The 19038-nt window shown below is 39.9% G+C and carries 15 protein-coding genes and 2 tRNA genes; 7 read left to right on the top strand and 10 right to left on the bottom strand.

Translation table 11 applies throughout. The features are described 5' to 3' along the window. Window positions 1–11 precede the first annotated feature (11 nt). A tRNA-Phe gene (locus tag L6E24_RS01355) sits at window positions 12–85 on the bottom strand. Window positions 86–478: 393 nt separating this feature from the next. On the opposite strand from L6E24_RS01355, the gene L6E24_RS01350 reads away from it, so the two are divergent. Beyond that, window positions 479–1405, top strand: coding sequence for a DHH family phosphoesterase (locus L6E24_RS01350; RefSeq protein WP_257742944.1), 927 nt, complete (start codon window positions 479–481; stop codon window positions 1403–1405). Window positions 1406–1433: 28 nt separating this feature from the next. On the opposite strand, the gene L6E24_RS01345 is transcribed toward L6E24_RS01350, so the two are convergent. Continuing rightward, complete coding sequence (locus L6E24_RS01345; protein WP_257742943.1) at window positions 1434–2222, bottom strand: hypothetical protein; 789 nt, start codon at window positions 2220–2222, stop codon at window positions 1434–1436. A gap of 44 nt (window positions 2223–2266) precedes the next feature. Here L6E24_RS01345 and metG point away from each other — a divergent pair, with 44 nt between their 5' ends. Further along, window positions 2267–4267: a methionine--tRNA ligase gene (gene metG / locus L6E24_RS01340; RefSeq protein WP_257742942.1), complete on the top strand. Its 2001-nt coding sequence runs from the start codon at window positions 2267–2269 to the stop codon at window positions 4265–4267. 158 nt (window positions 4268–4425) lie between these two features. Here the strand turns inward: metG and L6E24_RS01335 are convergent. The 3 genes from L6E24_RS01335 to L6E24_RS01325 form a co-directional block, all read right to left on the bottom strand. After that, window positions 4426–4500, bottom strand: a tRNA-Arg gene (locus L6E24_RS01335). Window positions 4501–4580: 80 nt separating this feature from the next. Then, on the bottom strand, window positions 4581–4973 hold the full coding sequence (locus L6E24_RS01330) for a DUF473 domain-containing protein (protein WP_257742941.1): 393 nt from the start codon (window positions 4971–4973) through the stop codon (window positions 4581–4583). A gap of 5 nt (window positions 4974–4978) precedes the next feature. Then, window positions 4979–5698, bottom strand: a complete 720-nt coding sequence (locus tag L6E24_RS01325; protein ID WP_257742940.1) for a proteasome assembly chaperone family protein — start codon at window positions 5696–5698, stop codon at window positions 4979–4981. A 180-nt stretch (window positions 5699–5878) separates the two neighbouring features. Between L6E24_RS01325 and L6E24_RS01320 the strand changes: the two genes are divergently transcribed. Next, on the top strand, window positions 5879–6226 hold the full coding sequence (locus L6E24_RS01320; protein ID WP_257742939.1) for a DUF5611 family protein: 348 nt from the start codon (window positions 5879–5881) through the stop codon (window positions 6224–6226). A 101-nt stretch (window positions 6227–6327) separates the two neighbouring features. Here the strand turns inward: L6E24_RS01320 and leuS are convergent, their stop codons facing one another. The 4 genes from leuS to L6E24_RS01300 all read right to left on the bottom strand — a co-directional run bounded on the left by leuS (window position 6328) and on the right by L6E24_RS01300 (window position 12421). Then, the gene (gene leuS / locus L6E24_RS01315) at window positions 6328–9111 is read right to left on the bottom strand and encodes a leucine--tRNA ligase (protein ID WP_257742938.1); all 2784 of its coding nucleotides are present in this window, start codon (window positions 9109–9111) and stop codon (window positions 6328–6330) included. Window positions 9112–9136: 25 nt separating this feature from the next. After that, window positions 9137–11074: a PINc/VapC family ATPase gene (locus tag L6E24_RS01310; protein WP_257742937.1), complete on the bottom strand. Its 1938-nt coding sequence runs from the start codon at window positions 11072–11074 to the stop codon at window positions 9137–9139. Between the two features lie 100 nt (window positions 11075–11174). Continuing rightward, window positions 11175–11546, bottom strand: a complete 372-nt coding sequence (gene hisI / locus L6E24_RS01305) for a phosphoribosyl-AMP cyclohydrolase (protein ID WP_257742936.1) — start codon at window positions 11544–11546, stop codon at window positions 11175–11177. 80 nt (window positions 11547–11626) lie between these two features. After that, a complete protein-coding gene (locus L6E24_RS01300; RefSeq protein WP_257742935.1) occupies window positions 11627–12421 on the bottom strand; it encodes an A24 family peptidase C-terminal domain-containing protein in 795 nt (264 codons plus the stop codon). 168 nt (window positions 12422–12589) lie between these two features. Between L6E24_RS01300 and L6E24_RS01295 the strand changes: the two genes are divergently transcribed. The 4 genes from L6E24_RS01295 to L6E24_RS01280 are packed head-to-tail and all read left to right on the top strand — an operon-like array spanning window position 12590 to window position 18131. Further along, the gene (locus tag L6E24_RS01295) at window positions 12590–13219 is read left to right on the top strand and encodes a hypothetical protein (protein WP_257742934.1); all 630 of its coding nucleotides are present in this window, start codon (window positions 12590–12592) and stop codon (window positions 13217–13219) included. A gap of 11 nt (window positions 13220–13230) precedes the next feature. Further along, entirely contained in the window at window positions 13231–16203 is a 2973-nt protein-coding gene (locus tag L6E24_RS14695) for a type II/IV secretion system ATPase subunit (RefSeq protein ID WP_308219134.1), read from the top strand. Next, window positions 16196–17119: a type II secretion system F family protein gene (locus L6E24_RS01285; RefSeq protein WP_257742933.1), complete on the top strand. Its 924-nt coding sequence runs from the start codon at window positions 16196–16198 to the stop codon at window positions 17117–17119. Before L6E24_RS14695 ends, L6E24_RS01285 begins: the two co-directional genes overlap by 8 nt. Window position 17120: 1 nt before the next feature. Beyond that, a complete protein-coding gene (locus L6E24_RS01280) occupies window positions 17121–18131 on the top strand; it encodes a type II secretion system F family protein (RefSeq protein WP_257742932.1) in 1011 nt (336 codons plus the stop codon). Window positions 18132–18473: 342 nt separating this feature from the next. Here the strand turns inward: L6E24_RS01280 and yciH are convergent, their stop codons facing one another. Further along, window positions 18474–18779, bottom strand: coding sequence for a stress response translation initiation inhibitor YciH (gene yciH, locus L6E24_RS01275; RefSeq protein ID WP_257742931.1), 306 nt, complete (start codon window positions 18777–18779; stop codon window positions 18474–18476). Window positions 18780–19038: the final 259 nt, after the last annotated feature.

The following is a 19038-nucleotide window of genomic DNA, read 5'->3' as shown; positions in this document are numbered from 1 at the left end:
TGTTGCCGGGATGCCTCAACCCGGATTTGAACCGGGGACAACCAGATCTTCAGTCTGGCGCTCTCCCAGGCTGAGCTATTGAGGCTTACTTACTCATGTGAGCAAATAGAATGGGATGTCCGGACTAATAAATGATTTGATTTTAAACCGGAATTGTAAAATATGATCTCCGGAGGTGATCATTATTTTGTTCAAAAAACCCCCTAATCATGCCTGAACGCGGAATGCTGCATCAGCTTTTCAGACCGGGCCGCAGCAAACAGATAAGCACGCATAACAATATACTCCATTATTTCAAAATAAATAACAGTGTAAACCCCCGGATCATCAGTTGCCGGAGATAATATCCCGGAGAAGAAAACATAAATATTACCAGGAAAACCCTGATTTTATCAGGTACATGGTAGAATAATAGTCAGGAGTATCAGATGGGCAATAATAAGAAAAAAAAGATAAGAAAGAGAAATTTATCAGTGCAGTGAGGCAGAGAAGATCGGGTATTGTTCACCTGACCCACAACGATCTGGATGCTGCCGGATGTGATGCAATCCACAGAAGAAAATACGGAGGAGATATATTCACCGTCTGGTCGTCAGTCGGAGGTTTTATCAGTAATTTAAAAAACATCTCAGAAACCGAAGGAAAAGGGGACATACTCAGCATTTCAGATCTTGGCTATCAGAAAGGAATTGACAGATATGTCAGAAAAGCCGTCTCAAAAGGGTGGAAGATTGAATGGCGTGATCATCACAGGTGGACAGATGAGGAAATTAAGGAGACAGAAGATCTTGTTGAATACCTTCAGGTGGACACATCGGTATGCGCAACAGGAATTGTTGCAAAGGACCTGATGCCTGGAGACAAATCCTCATCAGAGATTGCAAAGGTTGTCTGTGATTATGACCTCTGGAAGCATAATGATCCAAGGTCAAAAATTCTTGGAGAGGTCTGCTCCAAAAGGAAAAACCTGAATTATGTGCGTGACCGCCTTACAGAAGGCATAATGATCGATGAAGAGATCGAACGGATATATTCACATATTGAGAAGGAAAGAAACGAAGCAATTGAGAAGAGCATCAAAAAAACGAAGATATACAGTGGTAAATACAAAATTGCCTTTGCTCCTCTGTATGGATACCCAAGTGAAACTGCCCATGCAATCAGGGACAGGATGGGGACAGATATAGAAGTAATAGTCTCTGAAAACGGAAGATTTTCAATAAGATCAGAACCGCCTGTAAGTCACCTGATAGCAAAGGAGTTTAACGGAGGCGGGCACCCACCTGCTGCCGGGGGGAATTTTGATTTTAAATTTACAGATAAAATGGTCTTTAAACTATTAAAAAAGAGCAGATATTTTAAAATTCTTTCACAAAAATCTGAAAAAATAATTGCAGAAAGTTAAGTCACTTATTTCCCAAAGTAATAATAAATTATAGTTCTAATTCGGAAAATTCCGATATTTTTTTCCAGTAATCCGGATTTCCGGGCTTTTCAAAACCTCCGGATATGACATTTTCAGGGTCAAAATAATTCATTAATTCCTTAAAATGACTTTTCTCACCATCAATCACAGTCAGCGAATTTACTTCATATCTGTTCATTATCTCTTTTATCACCGGAATTTTATTTGGATAAATAGCAATATCCTGCCTGTAATCCAGTATCAAAGACAATACGGAAGCATTGGCTAAAGGTGAAAAAAAGGACGTTTTTGACTTTGATAATTCTTCAAGTTCAACCGGGCTGAACCTGTCAGCTATGATAATATGGCTCAAAACCCCGGCATCCCTCTGCTCTCTCATCAGCTTTGAATATATTTCGCATAATGATGATACAAACTCCTCATGATCTCCGTAATAAACATCCTCAATGCCAAGGGAGAGGGGTGATGGTAGTGCGACACGCGCCCTTTTTCTGATCTTTGCAACCCTCCTGGCATCATAGATCAGGTCTTCCTTTGACAGATCAGGTTCTGACTTTAAAAATCCACCTTTAAGACCGTCAATAGACTCTTCAATTCTTTTTCTGTAAAATACTCCACCTGTGCATGGTCTGTCAATATTTTTCTGTGATTTAAGGAGAGTTTCAGTCTTATATGTTATCAGGTCACAGGATACTCTGCGCTGGCCTGAGATCCACGCTGAGAGTTCTTTTATATCCGGATTTTTAATATCCTCTGCACCAAAGGATTCTGTTTTCAGGGCTACTTTTTTTTTCATCTGATATTTATGTATTTATAACATCAAAAGCTAAAAAAATAGGCATGAGTGATACACCGGTTCTTGTGACATGCGGACTGCCGTACACAAACGGCCCATGCCACATAGGACATTTGCGCACATATGTGCCTGCTGATTTTTATGTCAGGTTTCTGCGCCACTGCGGGGATGAAGTTGTCTTTGTCTGCGGTTCAGACAACCACGGAACTCCGATAGTAATCAGTGCCGAGGCAGAGGGGATAACCCCGCGTGAAATGTCTGAGAGATATCACAGGCATTTTGATGAGACCTTTAAAAAAATGCTCATCGGTTTTGACAGATTTGGCATGACAGATGATCCGGCAAATCATGCAAGAACCAAAGAAGTCGTTGAGAAGCTCATCAAAAATGATCATATCTATAAAAAGATAATAAGCCAGAGCTACTGCCCGGAATGTGATATGTTCCTGCCGGACAGATATGTGGAAGGAATCTGTCCATTCTGCGGTGAAAGAGCACGTGGCGATGAGTGCGATCAGGGTTGCGGGAAACACCTTGAACCTGGTGAGATCAAAGATCCGGTATGCAAAATCTGCGGAGGCAGAGCTGAACTGCGCGATCAGGAGCACTTTTTCTTTAAATTATCAGATTTCAATGATATGTTTGAAGATTATCTTCCAAATCTCAAAGGCACATCGAATGCCAGAAACTATGCCTCTGGCTGGATCAAAGAAGGTCTTCATGACTGGTGTATCACCAGAACTCTGAAATGGGGTGTAAAATTCCCCGGACATGATGATCTTGTGGTTTATGTATGGGTTGATGCACCTATAGGCTACATGGCCTTTACAGAGGAGTGGGCAGAGAAGACCGGCGGCAACTGGGAGCAATTCTGGAAGGGAGATGCACCGGTCACTCATTTCATCGGTCAGGACATTATATACCACCACTGCGTATTCTGGCCGGCTCTTCTGGAAGGTGCCGGATATTCAAAGCCGGATGCTGTAGTGGCAAGCGGGATGGTGAAGATAGATGATAAGACATTTTCCAAAAGCCGCGGATATGTCGTCTGGACAAATGATGATTATCTTGACCTTGGCCTCTCTCCTGACTATCTGAGATATTACATACTCTCCTACACAAGCCATACAAAAGAACTGAACTTCTCATGGAAGGAATACCAGGCGCGTGTAAACAATGAGCTTGTCGATACTTTTGGAAATTTCCTCTACAGAACCCTGCACTTCGCCTCAAAAAAACTTGGCGGAGTTCCGGATTACAACCCTGATGAAGAAATAACCAGGAGAATTGAAGAAGCCATAACGGAAACTGAAGCTGCAATACGCAGTTATGAATTCAAGTCCGCAGTGGATTCAGTAATGTCTCTGGCTTCATATGGCAATATATACATCCAGAATAACGCCCCCTGGAAACTGATAAAGGATGACCCAAAGGAGGCTGAAAAAGTTATCAGAAACTGCCTTCAGATTGCAAAAGGTCTTGTAATACTCTTTGATTCTTTAATCCCGGAGAAAGCGCAGAAGGCCTGGGAGATGTTAGGATTTACAACTCTGCTTAAGGATCAGAACCTATCTGAGGCAGTAACCGGTTTTGAAACTGAAAAACTTCCAAAACCTGCCATTCTCTTTGAAAAAATTGAGGACGGGAAGGTGGAGGAATGTGAGAAGATACTGAATGTCAGAATCGAAGAAGCAGTAAGAAAGGAAAACAGACAGAATAAGGAAGATAATATGATAACAATTGACGAATTTGCAAAAGTTGAACTTAAAGTCGCAAAAATTTACGAAGCTGAACAGATTGAAGGATCAAAGAAACTTCTTAAGATACAGGTTGATCTCGGCGATGAAAAAAGGCAGGTAGTATCCGGAATTGCACAGTTTTACACGCCGGAAGAACTGATTGGCAAAAGCGTGGTTGTAGTGACTAATCTTAAACCGGCAAAACTCTTTGGCGTGGAATCAAACGGCATGATACTTGCGGCAGGGGATGACGCATCACTTCTGACATCCTTAAGGGATGTGGAGGCCGGAACAAAGGTATTATAATTCAGCACCAACAGATTAAAAAACAAAAAACACTTTTTTCCAAAATTCAGCAAAAATATTATCCTATCTCAGAAAAAGTCGAATTATTGGTTTAAAACAAATTGTACTTTATAGTCAGCAGACTGTAATAATAACCCCGATAAAATTAGAAAAACGAGCGGACCTGGAGGGATTCGAACCCCCGACATCCGGGTTAGAAGCCCGGCGCTATATCCTGGCTAAGCCACAGATCCATGCAGTCATCTTCTGCTCTATTAGATTGGTATTTGTACCATATAAATGCTCTTTTTTTACTTTGAAAAAATGAATGGATTTATCCGGCATGGTAAACCGAAGATTCATACAGGCAGACAGATGTTGGTTTTGCCCATTCTCGGCCCTCAACTCTCTTTGCAAGAGCCACATCTATATATTTGAGCTTTATACGGGCAGACATTCTCTCTTTTTCCTCACAGAATAAAGGATTAATCCATTCAGTCATTCTCTTCATAGTAATATTGATTGACTGAACCTCTGCAATTATTCCCCTGTCACCTGTGCAGACATCATCAAGATCAACATCGGTCATAAATATATGATCTCCGGGGAGAATGTCAGTCAGCGTAATGATATTATGAGCGCTGTATAACTCAAGAGTTCTTGGTTTACCCTTCTTTAGCTCAGTAATTATATTTGGAGAAATTCCCGTTAATGCTGAAATAATCATTTAAATCACCCGTACATCGGAAGATGCTCTTTCTTTGGCGCCCCTGAATCCTCTGTATCGCGCACCTGTTCTGCCATCTTCTGCATGGATGCCTCAATCTCCTCAGCCTGCTCCATAAGGGGATTGACATCAACATCAAAACCATAGAGATCATTTATTACACTCAAAACCGAGACTGAAGATCTGGGGTCCGGAGTATTGACAGTCTCACCCAAAAGTCCGACAGCCGGAATATTTCTGATTTTACACTCTGTCAGAATACTTCCCGGAATGCCGGAAATACTGCCCATAGGCAGAATTTCTGCTTTGTCTTTGATAATATCAAGTACTTCTGTTTCAGTGCCGACACCAAATACCCTCTTTTCAGGCATATTAGTGATAAGCCCGGCAATTACAACAATCTCCTTTAGGTCATATTCCATAAGCCATTCAATAATCTTATATGAAATTTCATAGCATATCGAAGGATGGATCGGAATATCGGCAACAAAAGCGACAATATTATCTTTTTCATAAATTCTTACGGGTGCATTGATGACACCTTCGATCATCATAGTAATTGGCGGGAAATACTTACTTGTAATGCTGCCAATATAGTTGAATCCTGCATTATCCACAAGATACTGAACAGAGATACTGCCCACCAGTCCACTCCCCGGAAAACCGACTATACCTTTAATTCCACGGTCGGATGGTGGTTTTGATATAATAGTAATATCTTCCAATAAAAACACCTCATTATCTGATTACTCAATTAATATCTTATACTGACTTTGATTATAGTCGTATCGGTGATATTATTTATCTGAATTTCATTCCGGCAAAATATAATGTTCACAAAACAGTTTCTCCACAACAAATGACATTCAAAAAATCTGATTAACTTTAACGACAGATAGTTAGGTATGCAGGAATATCAAATTAAAAGAGGATTTAAAGAAGGCTTAAAGGAAAGGATGTATGATGGTCTGGAGGAATCATTTGGTATAAAACCTGAAGATAATGATGGTGTTCTTACCATAAGCAGCGGTGCATTCAGGAAGCTGTCTGTAAAACTCGGAGAAAATGAAAAAACCATTGTTGTTGATACTGAATCTGATATAACTCTGTATGACAATCTTCCTGAAGAAGAAGCAGACAAAATAGTCCTTGAAACTTCAAGAAAATACAATAAATATCTGGAATTTGTAACCGGTTACAATACAAAAGAGAGGAAAAAGAAAGCAGCAGATGCAGCAAAGAAAAGCAGGTAATTAAACCTGATTAAAAATAAACTCTGTTTTTTTCAACGGAAATTTGGTGTCTAAACCAACCGTCTGCTTATTCTGATCGTTTAAAAAAAGGATAATTTTAATTATTCAATTACAATTGCCGGTTTAAATGGCAATGCCTGGCCGGATTTTTTGCCCGGATAGTCATCAGCGCGGACAACCTCAACAGGCAGATTAAATTCATGCCTCAAAAATTCAGCAGCTGACTCAAATACAGAGTATTCATCCATACTGTTTTCAGCAATTCTTAATGTAAGCCATGGCGGAAGCCTGTGTATAAGATTTGTAATCTGCTTTGCAGCATCAGTTGCATCCTTGCCGCGCTTCCTCATACCCTCATCTTTCATGATCTCAGAGATTACCTTCTTTTTGTTCTCCGATTTTGCAATCATCTCAAAGACATCACGCTTCCAGTCCGGTGCAATAATGAGAATAATCTTCTCAGCGTCAATCTGGATGAGCTTCAGGATAGATTCAACATCTTCAACTGTCCTTGCAAGAAGCTCTTCTGACAGTTCAAGTGAGATGTCCGTCTTTGCTTCTTCAGCCACAGGCCATTTTGCAAAGGCAATCTCACCCTCATTTCCGGTAATCTCCCAGAGTTTCTGTGCAGTAAACGGAATGAACGGTGCAAGAAGTCTTATCCATGCAGAACTTATCTCTGAAATTGCAGATGACGATCTGACATTCTCAGGCAGGCGGCGGCGGTACCATTTGAGATCAGACTCAATTCCGAAATATGCCTCCTGAAGTGCCTGCCTTGTCTGGAATGATTCCATGCAGAAGTTAGTATTTTTAATTCTCTCCTGCGTTCTTGAGATGAGCCACCTGTCCACCGGATAGCTTTCTTTTGAATCAATGCCTTCATGTATCGTATTCCAGAAACGCTCGATCTGTTTCCTTGTTGAAGATACAAGCTCTTTTCTCCAGTCAAAGTCCTGCCAGGGTTCTGCACTGCCAACAAGGAACATTCTGACAGTATCGGCACCGACTTCCTGTACTGCATCCTCAAGAAGTATTACATTTCCTTTGGATGAAGACATCTTTGCACCCTCTAACAGGCCCATGCCAAAGACAACCATTCCTTTTGGCTGAAGTTCTTCGGGGAAGAGTGCTTTGTGGTGGAATAACTGGAATGTCAGATGATTTGAGATTAAATCCTTTGCCGAGAATCTGAAATCATACGGGTACCAGTATAAGAATTCGGACCTGAGATCAGATACAGTCTCCTCCTCAAGAGGAAGATCTGCCGGACTGCCCTTTCCGAGGAATATATAATCAAATACCTCAGGAGTCAGTTTCTCTGCATCCAGATTTACAAGCTTATGGGCAATTGTATAAAATGCCATATAGATTGTGGAGTCAGAGAGCGGCTCAACAAGCCAGTTCTTGTCCCACGGAAGTTTTGTTCCGAGACCGACTTTCCTGGTACATGCCCAGTCTTTAAGCCAGTCAACAGTCCTGTCAAATTCTGCACGGACTTCAGCAGGTACAAGATTTATTTTTCCTATCTGCTCATGAACTTCCTCTTTCCATTCAGGATCACTGTACTTCAGGAACCACTGATCTTTCAGAATTCTGACATAAACCCTGCCTCCGCAGCGGCACATGATATCCCTGACATCAAAGTCATACATTGCCATTGAGCCATGCTGCTCAAGCATGATTGCAGAAAATTCATCGCGCGCCACCCTGACAGGCTGGCCGCCATACTGTGGGAGCATTCTTCCGGATGCGAACTCAGCACTGTACACTTCCTGTGTTAAGGTTTCCATGCCGGGGTCATTCTGATCTTTAATTCCGGATTTTTCAACAGCGTCCTTTGCAGGGAATTCGCCATAACCGCTCACACTGATGAGAGCAACCGGTGCAATGTCCGTATATTTACCACTGCTCTGAAGATCACGAAGTGCAATATAGTCAAAAGGCGCATGGGCAGGGACACTCATCACGATTCCGGTGGCCATATCAGGGTCCACAAAGGTTGCCGGAAGAATGGGCACTTCTCCTGAAAACGGATGGGAAACTTTCTCATCTATCAGCTCACTGCCGGAAATCTCTCCCTCTATTGTAAGCTCATGATCCTGAAGATGGATTTTATCTGCCGCTTCAGGGGACAAAATCCATTTCTGCCCATCAACAGTAACTTTTTTGTATATAACATCCGGATTAATCCAGAGGTTTGTTACACCATATGTTGTTTCGGGCCTGAGTGTGGCGCAGGGAATTGTATATTCGCCCCATTTAAACATTACAAGGACATATTTGACAATCTCTGCTTTTTCTCCTTCTAAAAGATCATGGTCGCCTACAGGATTGTCGCACTGCGGACAGTATTTTACCGGATGTGCACCCCTGATGACACGGTTCTGTTCCATAAGGTGCAGATACTGCCATTCAATGAATTTGCTGTACTGAGGATAGACTGTGGTAAAACGCCTCCTCCAGTCGATTGAAAGACCGCATGACCTCATTACGCGCTCATATTCATTGCTGAAATATCTTACAATCTCATCAGGATCAGTGAATCTATCCAAAATATCAGCAGGAACTCTGTAAAGTTCACTGTACAGCTTTATTGTCTTCTCATCCCCATTTGCAATCCTCCTGGAAATTCCTATAACAGGCGTTCCTGTGACATGGAATGCCATAGGAAAAAGGACGTGCTTTCCTTTCATTCTCCAAAAACGTGCAATGACATCAGGCACAATATATGTCCTTCCGTGCCCGACATGCATTGCTCCGCTGGGGTAGGGATATGCGACATTTAGATAGAATTTGTCTGCCTCGCCCGGATCAGCCTCAAATATATGCGACCAGGACTCTCTGTAATTATCTTCGTAAACTTCTGTTTCAAACCTGCTCACTTACGCTCACTCCAAAAAAATAATTTTATACAGGTCTCAGCCTGATCTCTTCCCCTTCATTATATCTTCTTATCATTTCCTGTGCTATGCTGTTATTCTTTGACATATGAATATCACCGTCTTCATTTACAGTAGCAGTAAAGAGATATTCTCTTCCGCCAAAGACATCAACTATTTTTCCGTTGTTCTCCGGAGTATGAATGATCAGATATTTCTTATCAAAACGAATATCAAGACCATTGCCCTTTCCGTTTTTGTCTGGAGTTTTTGGAAGCGAAACTGCGGGCTTCTCCTTTTCTTCACTTATTTCCTTTGAAGGCAGTTCACTCTTTGGTTTTATGTCTATGCCAATGCTGAGTTTGTTTACAATGGCAGCTACATTCTTTCCGCCTTTGCCTATTGCTGCCGGCACATCACGGTCGTCAATATATACTACTGCCTTGCTGTCATTCTGCATTCTGACATCCACAACGCCCTCAGTGAATCTTCCTATCTCTCTTTGGATTTCACGCTCCACAAGCTTAACGGAGATGTCCTCCTCCGGAGGTGCTTCAGTTTCCGGTGCTTCAGATTCTTTTCCTGATGATAATGATTCAGATTCACTTTCTCCTGAAAAGAAGATAGTCTCTCCCTCATAAAGGAATATCTCGGATACAGTCTTTTTACTGATAATATTCCTGACAGAAATTACAGGCCTTGACATGAAATCCTCTTCATCATCAGGAATCGCATCCGGAACTTTGATCTCAAATTTAAGATCATATATTCCGGAGACATCTCCTTCACTGACATAGACAATTGTGTCAATTATCTGTGGAATTACTCCAAATCCTGTTCTGCTTATTACTCTCTGAAGTGCATCTTCAACATCATCTGCATGTAAAACGCCAACCATGTTAATACCCGCAAGGCGCATATCAGCAAAGACACTGAAGTCATCGCTCTTTCTGAGTTCATCAAAGATTACATAATCCGGCCTTATCAGAAGCATCACCTCTCCGGTATTCTCCATACTTCCGTCAAGCGCAGTGTACTGTGTAATCTCATCCGGAACCTGAATATCCCTTGGCGCTTCCATCGTCTTGACAGAGTATTCTTTATCTGATAAAAATATAGCAACACTCTGTGCAAGGGTTGTCTTTCCGGTGCCTGGCATTCCCACAATCAGCATTCCCTGCCGCCCTTCAAGAAGCCTTTTGGCTATAATATCAGAGTGAGTGTAGTCAGAAAGTTTCCGGTCAACAATAGGCCTTACGGCGTTTATTTCCATTCCGTCTGAGAAAGGTTTTCTCGCAATTGAAATTCTCATTGAACCAATCTGAACAATGGTAATTCCTCTCTTTTCAAGCTCAATAAAACCGTCAGGGTCCCTCTTTGCTCTTTCAAGAATCTCAAGTGAAATTCTTCTGAGTTCATATTCGGATACAGGATCTTCACTTAGAATTTCAAGAGTGCTCTCTTTTAATGATCCCTTCTTTGCCACAGGTTTTGCCCTCTCTTTTAAAAAGACTGCAAGTGTATTTTCATCAAAATATTTGTCTATTGATAGTGGTGAAAATTCACCTGACTGTGGTTTGAGATAGAGTACATCCAGACCTTTTGCCTTTCCGACTTCTGACTGGACAATATCGCTGGTTATAAATTTTGCATCTTCATTATCAAGAGCAACTTTCCTTATTAGAGCATCAATTTCTCCGCCGCTTGCAAGTTTAACCTGATCAAGGCTTGGTCTTACACCTTCATATTTAAGAACAATTATTTCCTCTTCTGCAAGTTTTGATAATTCCTGAAGCTCGGTAAGACCGCTGAAACCTATTTCACGCCCCTGGTTTGCCTGTGCCTCCAATTCTGCTATTACGGCCTCTGGAACAATTATTGTGGCCCCTTTATATTCACTCGATTCTTTAATCATCGAAGTGATGCGTCCGTCTATGACGACGCTGGTATCTGGTACAAGTTTCATTAAAAAACCACCGTATAAACTCATGTAATTAATACATAATTAATTTAATAGAGTCATACTAACAGAAAAAGATATAAATTATAATTATCCGGAATTAAGATCAGTCTTTTTTTGAACCGGAATAGACCTTATCAGGATCAAACATTTTTTTGCCGATAACCTCCCCTTCAATCGTTCTGTAGAAGCATGAATCGTATCCGGTATGACACGGTGCCCCTTTTTGGTGAACCTGGTATATTAAAGTGTCGCAGTCGCAGTCTTTAAGAATCCTGACGATCTCCTGTGTATGCCCACTCTCCTCGCCTTTCTTCCACATCTTTCTCCGGCTTCTTGAATAATAATGGGCAAATCCTGTTTCTCTGGTCAGGGAGATCGCTTCTTTGTTGGCATACGCAAGCATCAGTATAGCCTTTGTATTATAGTCCTGAACGATAACAGGAACAAGGCCATTGTCATTGTACTTAATTTCCATTTAAACACCTGTAAATAATATTATTGTATGATTCTGAATTACTCTCTCAGAAAATGACTTGTGATTTATTTTATCAATTTTTAAATGCCTAAAAGAATATTGATCAATGTAATGAGAATATCTCCAAATATCAGCGCTGTAATAAATCCGGCAGTGATTGGGATGATAAAAGGAACTGCATAGGAGATCCAGACAGATCCTGCTTTTTTATACAGTCTGATTTCTTCAGAATAATCCTCAGGATTTTTTCTTATATCTACGGTGTACATCCTTCTCTTCCCTTTAACCATCCGTTTTAGTGAGCCGCCATATGTCACAAAACGTCTTTTGATCTCATCACCGTCCTCTTCAAATTCTTCCATAATAAATCCATAATGGTCAGTAAGGGAGTCTCCTTTTACCGGATAACCTATCATCATGTATTTGAGAGGTGCTATATTGCCCTTTAGAATATTATAAAACAGCAGTGCCACCGGCACTGCAAGATTCAGAATAACTGCATTTACAAAAACACTGAATGGGAAAAACTGGTATGGCGGAACTCCCCATAATGGCTGTAGGGGATAGAATGGAATTAATATGGATATAAAGATCATTGCCCAGGCATCTGCACCTCCAAAAAGATGAAGATATGCTGACATGAAGTAAAACATTAAAGAGAAGATCACAGTCATGATGATCATACCCGTGGCAAAGCGTGTCTGAATGCCAAAAAAGATCAGGTAAGCCCACAATGTCATTGGAATTCCGACAGCCAGCATAGGGTACCATGTCTTAAAGGCCACCCGCCGCTCAAGAATATCTCTGTATGACGCATATAGAAGGGTTATTATTACAACAACCGATGAGATAACCAGAGGCTCAATATACTGCATCTGTATTATAGTTTTGACAAAGTAAAATATAATATAGTGCACCTTCAGGTACAAAAAGTGATATTAATCTGTCAGATAATACAGATTATCATCAATAAATTATCCGGATAAATTGTTCTAAACCAGCATGGTATCAATACGGGAGTACCCGGATAGAATAATGTCCTTATGGGGAATAAAATGGAAATTACTCAGGAACTTGAAAAAATTCTAAAAAATTCAGAATATGTGGGGGAATATTCCTATAACAATATGCTCAGATATATTTATGACAATAATTTGTCAGCCATAATATTGTCAGAAAATGATGAAACCGGACTGCTTTTAATTTCAGAAAGCGGAGAAATTGAAGGGGCAGTATTTATAGATAAATTAGGTATCCTTTATGGAGATAAAGCCCTTTACAAACTTGATAAATCACTGAACTTCAGAGTATTTGTAATCGGGGAAAAGCTTGCCTCATCTGTAATATCCAGATCAAGAATATATAAAAATAGTATTTTAAATGAGCACATGGATGAAAGTGCAGTTCCACATATGGGAAATTTTGGAATTAAAACATCAAAAGTTGTCATTTATGTTAATTTAAATGATAATCCGGCTGAAGGTGCCAAAGTAATTATGAAAAAAAAAGGAAGAGCCTCATACAGCCATGCAATAACACCGTCTTCAGGAATGGCAGCATTTGTGATTCCAAGAGGAGATTATATATGTACTGTTATGATAAAAGATCATACTGATTTTAAGACCAAATTATCAATATCTGGTCCGGATGAATATTTCAGAATAGAATTATAACCGGAGAAAATATGTCTGATGAAGAGAAAAATAAGGGATTTAAATCACTATTTAAAAGGAAATCCAGAAAAAACAGTAACCCGGAAGAAGAAATTTTAATAAATATTCCAATTGAAAATAAAAATAATATCGAGGAATTAATTGGCAGAAGTAATGTGGATGTACTTTCCGGAAATAAAAATGACAAATCTTATTTAAATAACCTTATACCAGACAATCCAAAGAAAGATGATCCTGATAAGAGTAAACCGGAATTAAGTAATTTATTAGTAAGCAGTCCGGAAAAGCAGCCTGATAAAATTCAGGCTGAAAAAAGCCTTGAAGATATTTTAAAAAAAATCAGAACAGCTGAAGAAAAAACTGGCATTAAAGAACATTTAAAAGACTCCCAAAATTCTGTCAACGAAAAAAACCGGATTATACACAGAGTGTATGCCGGAAATGAAGGGGATAAAGAGGAATTATCTGATGATAATATATATCGTAAGCCTGAAGCAGATGATGATTCTGAAAAACCTGAGGGATATAAAGAACTGTCAGATGAAGAATCAGATGAATTACTGCCTGAACATTCTGCCGGAATAACCCCTGTCAATATTAGAACTGAAATTAAAACTGAAGAAAATGAAGAAAATGAAGAGATAACGTCTTCAAAGGTCAGTTTTGGAATCTCTTCAGAACTGCATGAGCTTGCCGGCAGGTACAGCTTAAGCCAGGAGAAAAAATCAGAAAGAAATCCGGCTGAAAAAGACGATCACGAAGGACAGCCTGAAAAAACTGAAGATTCTGGTGTAGTAGCAGAAGCCGGAGAAGAAATCGGAAAGGAAACTGAAACCAGAATAAATGAAGTGGTAAGCACTGAAAAACCTGAAGAACCTGAAGATTCCGGCGTAGTAACAGAATCAGATGAAAAATACAAAGAAGAACCGGAAGATTCCGGCGTATTAGCAGAAGCGGATGAAGAATACAAAGAAGAACCTGAAGATTCCGGCGTAGTGGCAGAAGCGGATGAAAATGCTACAGAATATAAGATACAGGACTTTGAAAAAAGAATAAATGCAGAATCTCCTGAAAATAAAGGAATAAAAATATATCCTCCTGCAAAAAAAACAAGGTGGTCCGGGAAAGAAGAATTTGAAGATAAGGAGATTTCATATTCTTCAAATGAGGAATTTTCAGATCTTATTCTTCCGGAAGGTGCAACTTTTGAACTTGAAGATTTTAAGTTTAAATCAAAAGATAAGGCCTTTTTGCCGGAAGAAAAGGAAGAGATTCTCTCCAAAATTGATTCAATTTACATAAAAAATTTCCCTGATGAAAAAACGGTTCTCTCCGGCAGATTAACAGATTTTAAAAGAAAGAAGAAGGATCAGATTTCCGGAGAAACCAAACCCTCAGGGAAGTTTTTTTCCAGGTTTAAAAAGCCAGAAAAAGTATATCAGGCAGAATATAATCCTTCTGTTCATGGTTCAATTGTAGATCTCTCATTTAATTCTGAAAATGTGGAAGGACTTGAGGAAGTTGAATTATATCCGGTAAATGAGCCTTATGCATATGTAAGAATTGTGTATGACAAAAATACAAATGAATATATATATAATGTGATTGAACCTTTCCTTAATAAAGCAGAAGAAGAACTATTCAAAGAGATCAAACAGAGATTATTTGAAACTCTTGATGTAAATACAAAAGACATCACTAAAGAAGAATCATATGAGATTTTAAAAGTGTCAGTCTCGGATATAATATCTGATTATGGAATTAAAACAGATCCTCCCACTAAGGCAAAAATATTATATCAAATTTATAAGGAATTCCTTGGAGATGGTCTTATTGACCCGATTATGCATGATAAATTTATTGAGGACATATCATGTGATGGACTTAATACTCCAATATTTATTTATCACTCAAATTATGAATCAATGGAGACAACCCTTTCATATGAAAATAGCATAAGTCTGGATTCTTTTGTAACAAGGCTTGCACAAAGAGCTGGAAAATATATATCAATTGCAGAACCGATGCTTGATGCCACAATGTCTGACGGTTCAAGAATACAGATGACTCTTGGAACTGAAGTTACTGCAAACGGCTCTACATTTACAATAAGAAAATTCAAGGAAGAACCTATTACACCAACAGATCTCATTGAATGGGGAACATTTACACCCCTTTCAATCGCGTATATCTGGCTTGCAGTAGAGGGCGGAAAATCATGTATCTTTGCAGGTGGAACTGCCTCCGGAAAGACCACAACACTGAATGCAATATCTCTGTTTATACCCCCTCTTGCAAAAATTGTATCACTTGAAGATACAAGGGAACTAAAACTTCCGCATCAAAACTGGATTCCAAGCATCACCAGGGAGTCATTTGACTCAGATGGTAAGGGTTCAATTGATATGTATGAACTCCTGAGGGCCGCACTCAGGCAAAGACCGGAATACATCATTGTGGGTGAAGTGAGAGGAAATGAAGCCCTGACCCTGTTCCAGGCCATGAGTACCGGTCATATCACATATGCAACCATGCATGCAGACTCAGTTGCAAGTGTTGTCCACAGACTTGAAAATCCACCTCTAAATGTACCAAGAAATATGTTAAATGCCCTTCATCTTGTCAGTGTTCAGGTTCAGTCAAGAGTCGGAGGTCAGAGAATAAGAAGAAACAAACAACTGATAGAAATTCTGGACATCGATCCAAGAACACGCGAATTAATCACAAATGATGTCTTCAAATGGTATCCTGCAACGGATGAAATCCGTTATTCCGGGAAATCATACATACTTGAAGAAATAATGGAAGAGCGTGGGTGGAACGAAGAGAGAATTCGCGAGGAATTAAAACGGAGGCAGGAAATTCTTGAATGGATGAGAATTAAGAAACTCAGGAATTACAAGGATGTCGGAAAAGTTCTGATGTCGTATTACAGAGATCCTGATACAATAATGAATCTAGTAAGGACTGATCTGTATGAATAGTTTGGAGAGATTTTGTTTCAACCTTATGGGCGACCGCGCCAGGAAAAAGAGGGATGATTATCTCTCTCTCAGAACTGATATGGTAAAAGCCAGAATGAAAACGCCATTTGAGGCATATCTCGCAACAGCATATGTTTCAGCAATAGTTGCAGGACTTCTTATGGCATTTGTCATCGGAATTATCACATATGCCTTAAAACTCCCCAGTCTGGTAGTTTACCGCGGAGAGGTTCCTGACATAGTCGTCACCCTCAGCCAGTATAATCTTATAATAGGCACAGTTCTGGTTGTAATACTCTCACTTCTGATATTTGGGGGGGTTACCTACTCTCTGTTTTTAATTTATCCCGGAATACTGGCAAAAGAAAGAAAGAGAAATATTGATGCAACCCTCCCATATGCAATAAATTATATTACTGCAATGTCCACAGCAGGGATAACACCGGCAGAAGTATTCAGGCTCCTTGGAGAAAGTCCGATATATGGCGAAAGTTCAGTAGAGGCAAGATTTGTTGCACGCGATGTGGATATATTTGGTAAAGATCTTGTTGAAGCTTTAAGAATAGCAGGACAATATACACCAAGCGCCAGAATGAAGGATTTTTATCAGGGTGCTGTTGCAAGCATATCCAGCGGCAGTAATCTTTCTGATTATTTCAGAAACAAAGCCGGACAGTACACAAGGGAAAACAGGCAGGAGCAGAAGACATTTCTTGAAACGCTTGGCCTGATCTCAGAATCATATGTTACTGCACTTGTTGCAGGCACATTATTCCTCATTATTCTTCAGTCAATAATGTCAACTATAAGCGGGTCTTCAAATCCGTTGTTTCTCTATGCTGTAATATATGGAATAATTCCGATGGGCAGTATAATGTTTGTGATACTTATAGATTCTATGACTCCTGAGGTCTGAAATGAGACTATTTAAAAAGAAGGATAAAAAAGATCAGATCTCGGATACAGATCCAAAACAGGATGAAATTCTGAATAAGATAGAAAGCAGGCGAAAGGCAAAAACAGGGATTAACAGAATTATTCACAATCCGCTGAAATTCCTGACCGAAAATCCACTCAATATTCTAATTGTCTCAGTACCCGCAGCAATAATCATTTTTCTTGCCGGATTTATAACAACTGTAAGAGATTACGGAATAAAATCACTGATTACATCGACATTTATAGATGATATCTTTGTAATCACGCTCGTAGTCGCACTTACTCCGCTTGCATTTTTTTATACTAAAGAAGGAATGAGAATAAAAAACATTGAAGTTGCGCTTCCGAATTTTTTCAGGGATGTTGCCGGAATGAACGAGAGCGGTATGACATTGCCTACTGCCATACATTCGGTAGCAAATGGAGATTACGGCGGCCTTACACAGCACATAAAAAAACTGGACAATGAAATCTCCTGGAATGTCCCTTTTGTTGAGGCAATATACAGATTTGGCGAAAATCTCGGCACTCCGCTTGCAAGAAGAAGTGTTGATCTTATTGCAAAGGCGAGCAAAGCAGGAGGAAATGTCAGTGAGGTTTTAAACGCAGCAGCAAACGACTCCTACGAATTTGTAAACCTTGCAGACGAAAGGAGAAATAATATGATGATATATGTGGTGATAGTTCTTGTATCATTCCTTGTTTTTCTGTTTGTTATTGCAATTATGACAGGTACATTTCTTGATACAATGGCCGAAGCCGGTGAGGCAGCCTCAGCCTCTTCAGGAGGGGATACGCCCGGAATGTCTTTTGGTGGGTCTGTTGATATGGGACTATACAGGAGAATTTTTTCTCATGCCGCTATGATTCAGGGTTTCTTCTCCGGACTTGTTGCAGGGCAGATGGGTGAAGGAAGTGCTCTTTCCGGCCTGAAATATTCACTGATAATGCTGCTCATTGCATGGGTGTCATTCAGATTCTTTATATAATTCCATATTTTTATGCGGCATCAAACTGTACAGAGTCTTGGCCGGGAAAAAGAGTACACATTTATGTCAGAGTTACAGAAGAGATCCGGAGATAGAAGAGCATTATGAAAGTATTTATCCCATGGCTAAAGTCATGGGCTTTCTGCCAGTTAGATCGTAATTTTACTTTCAGTAATGACAGTACATAAAATAATCTGATTTTCCATTTCCTGCCGGATAACCCGGCAGTGGGAAGATCATTGCCTGCAAATCATGCGGGCATTCCAAACATCTGTACAAAACAATATTTTGGCAAATGCCAAAAAAATCAGCTTAAAATGCCTGTATTGATTCCAAAAAAGATCAATTTATATTATCAAGTTTATATCCCTTGTCAAGAAGTAACTTCTTGACCCTTTCACGGTGGTTACCCTGAAGTTCAATAGAATTGCCCTTAATTGTGCCACCACAGGCAAGTTTTCCCTTCAGGAATTTCTGAAGCTCTTCCAGATCTATATCGTAAGGGTCCAGACCGTCTACAACGGTTACTTCTTTTCCATAACGCCTTTTATTGATCTTTACACTGATCTGCTGCTGCTCCTTGGCAACTTCTTCACAGATACACAGTTCTTTTGGCAGTCCGCATTTCGGACAAATACCACCAGTCATTACCTGATACGTTAATATTCGGGTTATATATTTGTTGGCATGCAGGTTACAGCAATTCCTATACAGAATACTCATGTAATAAAAGAATTGTAAAAAATATCCGTCAGATCTCTTCCGATTGAGATACGCGCAAAATGAACCCTGTTAAAACCAGCCGGAAATTCACCATAGTCATGATAATTCACATCTGTCAAAGCAAAACCCGCAGGTATTTTTTCCGGGAAACAAAAGACAAATACTCAAATTAAGAGCAGATCAT

The organism is Methanoplanus endosymbiosus (assembly GCF_024662215.1).
GTDB lineage: Archaea > Halobacteriota > Methanomicrobia > Methanomicrobiales > Methanomicrobiaceae > Methanoplanus > Methanoplanus endosymbiosus.
The sequence above is the reverse complement of the archived record's forward strand: the minus strand, read 5'-3'. Positions and strand labels throughout refer to the sequence as shown.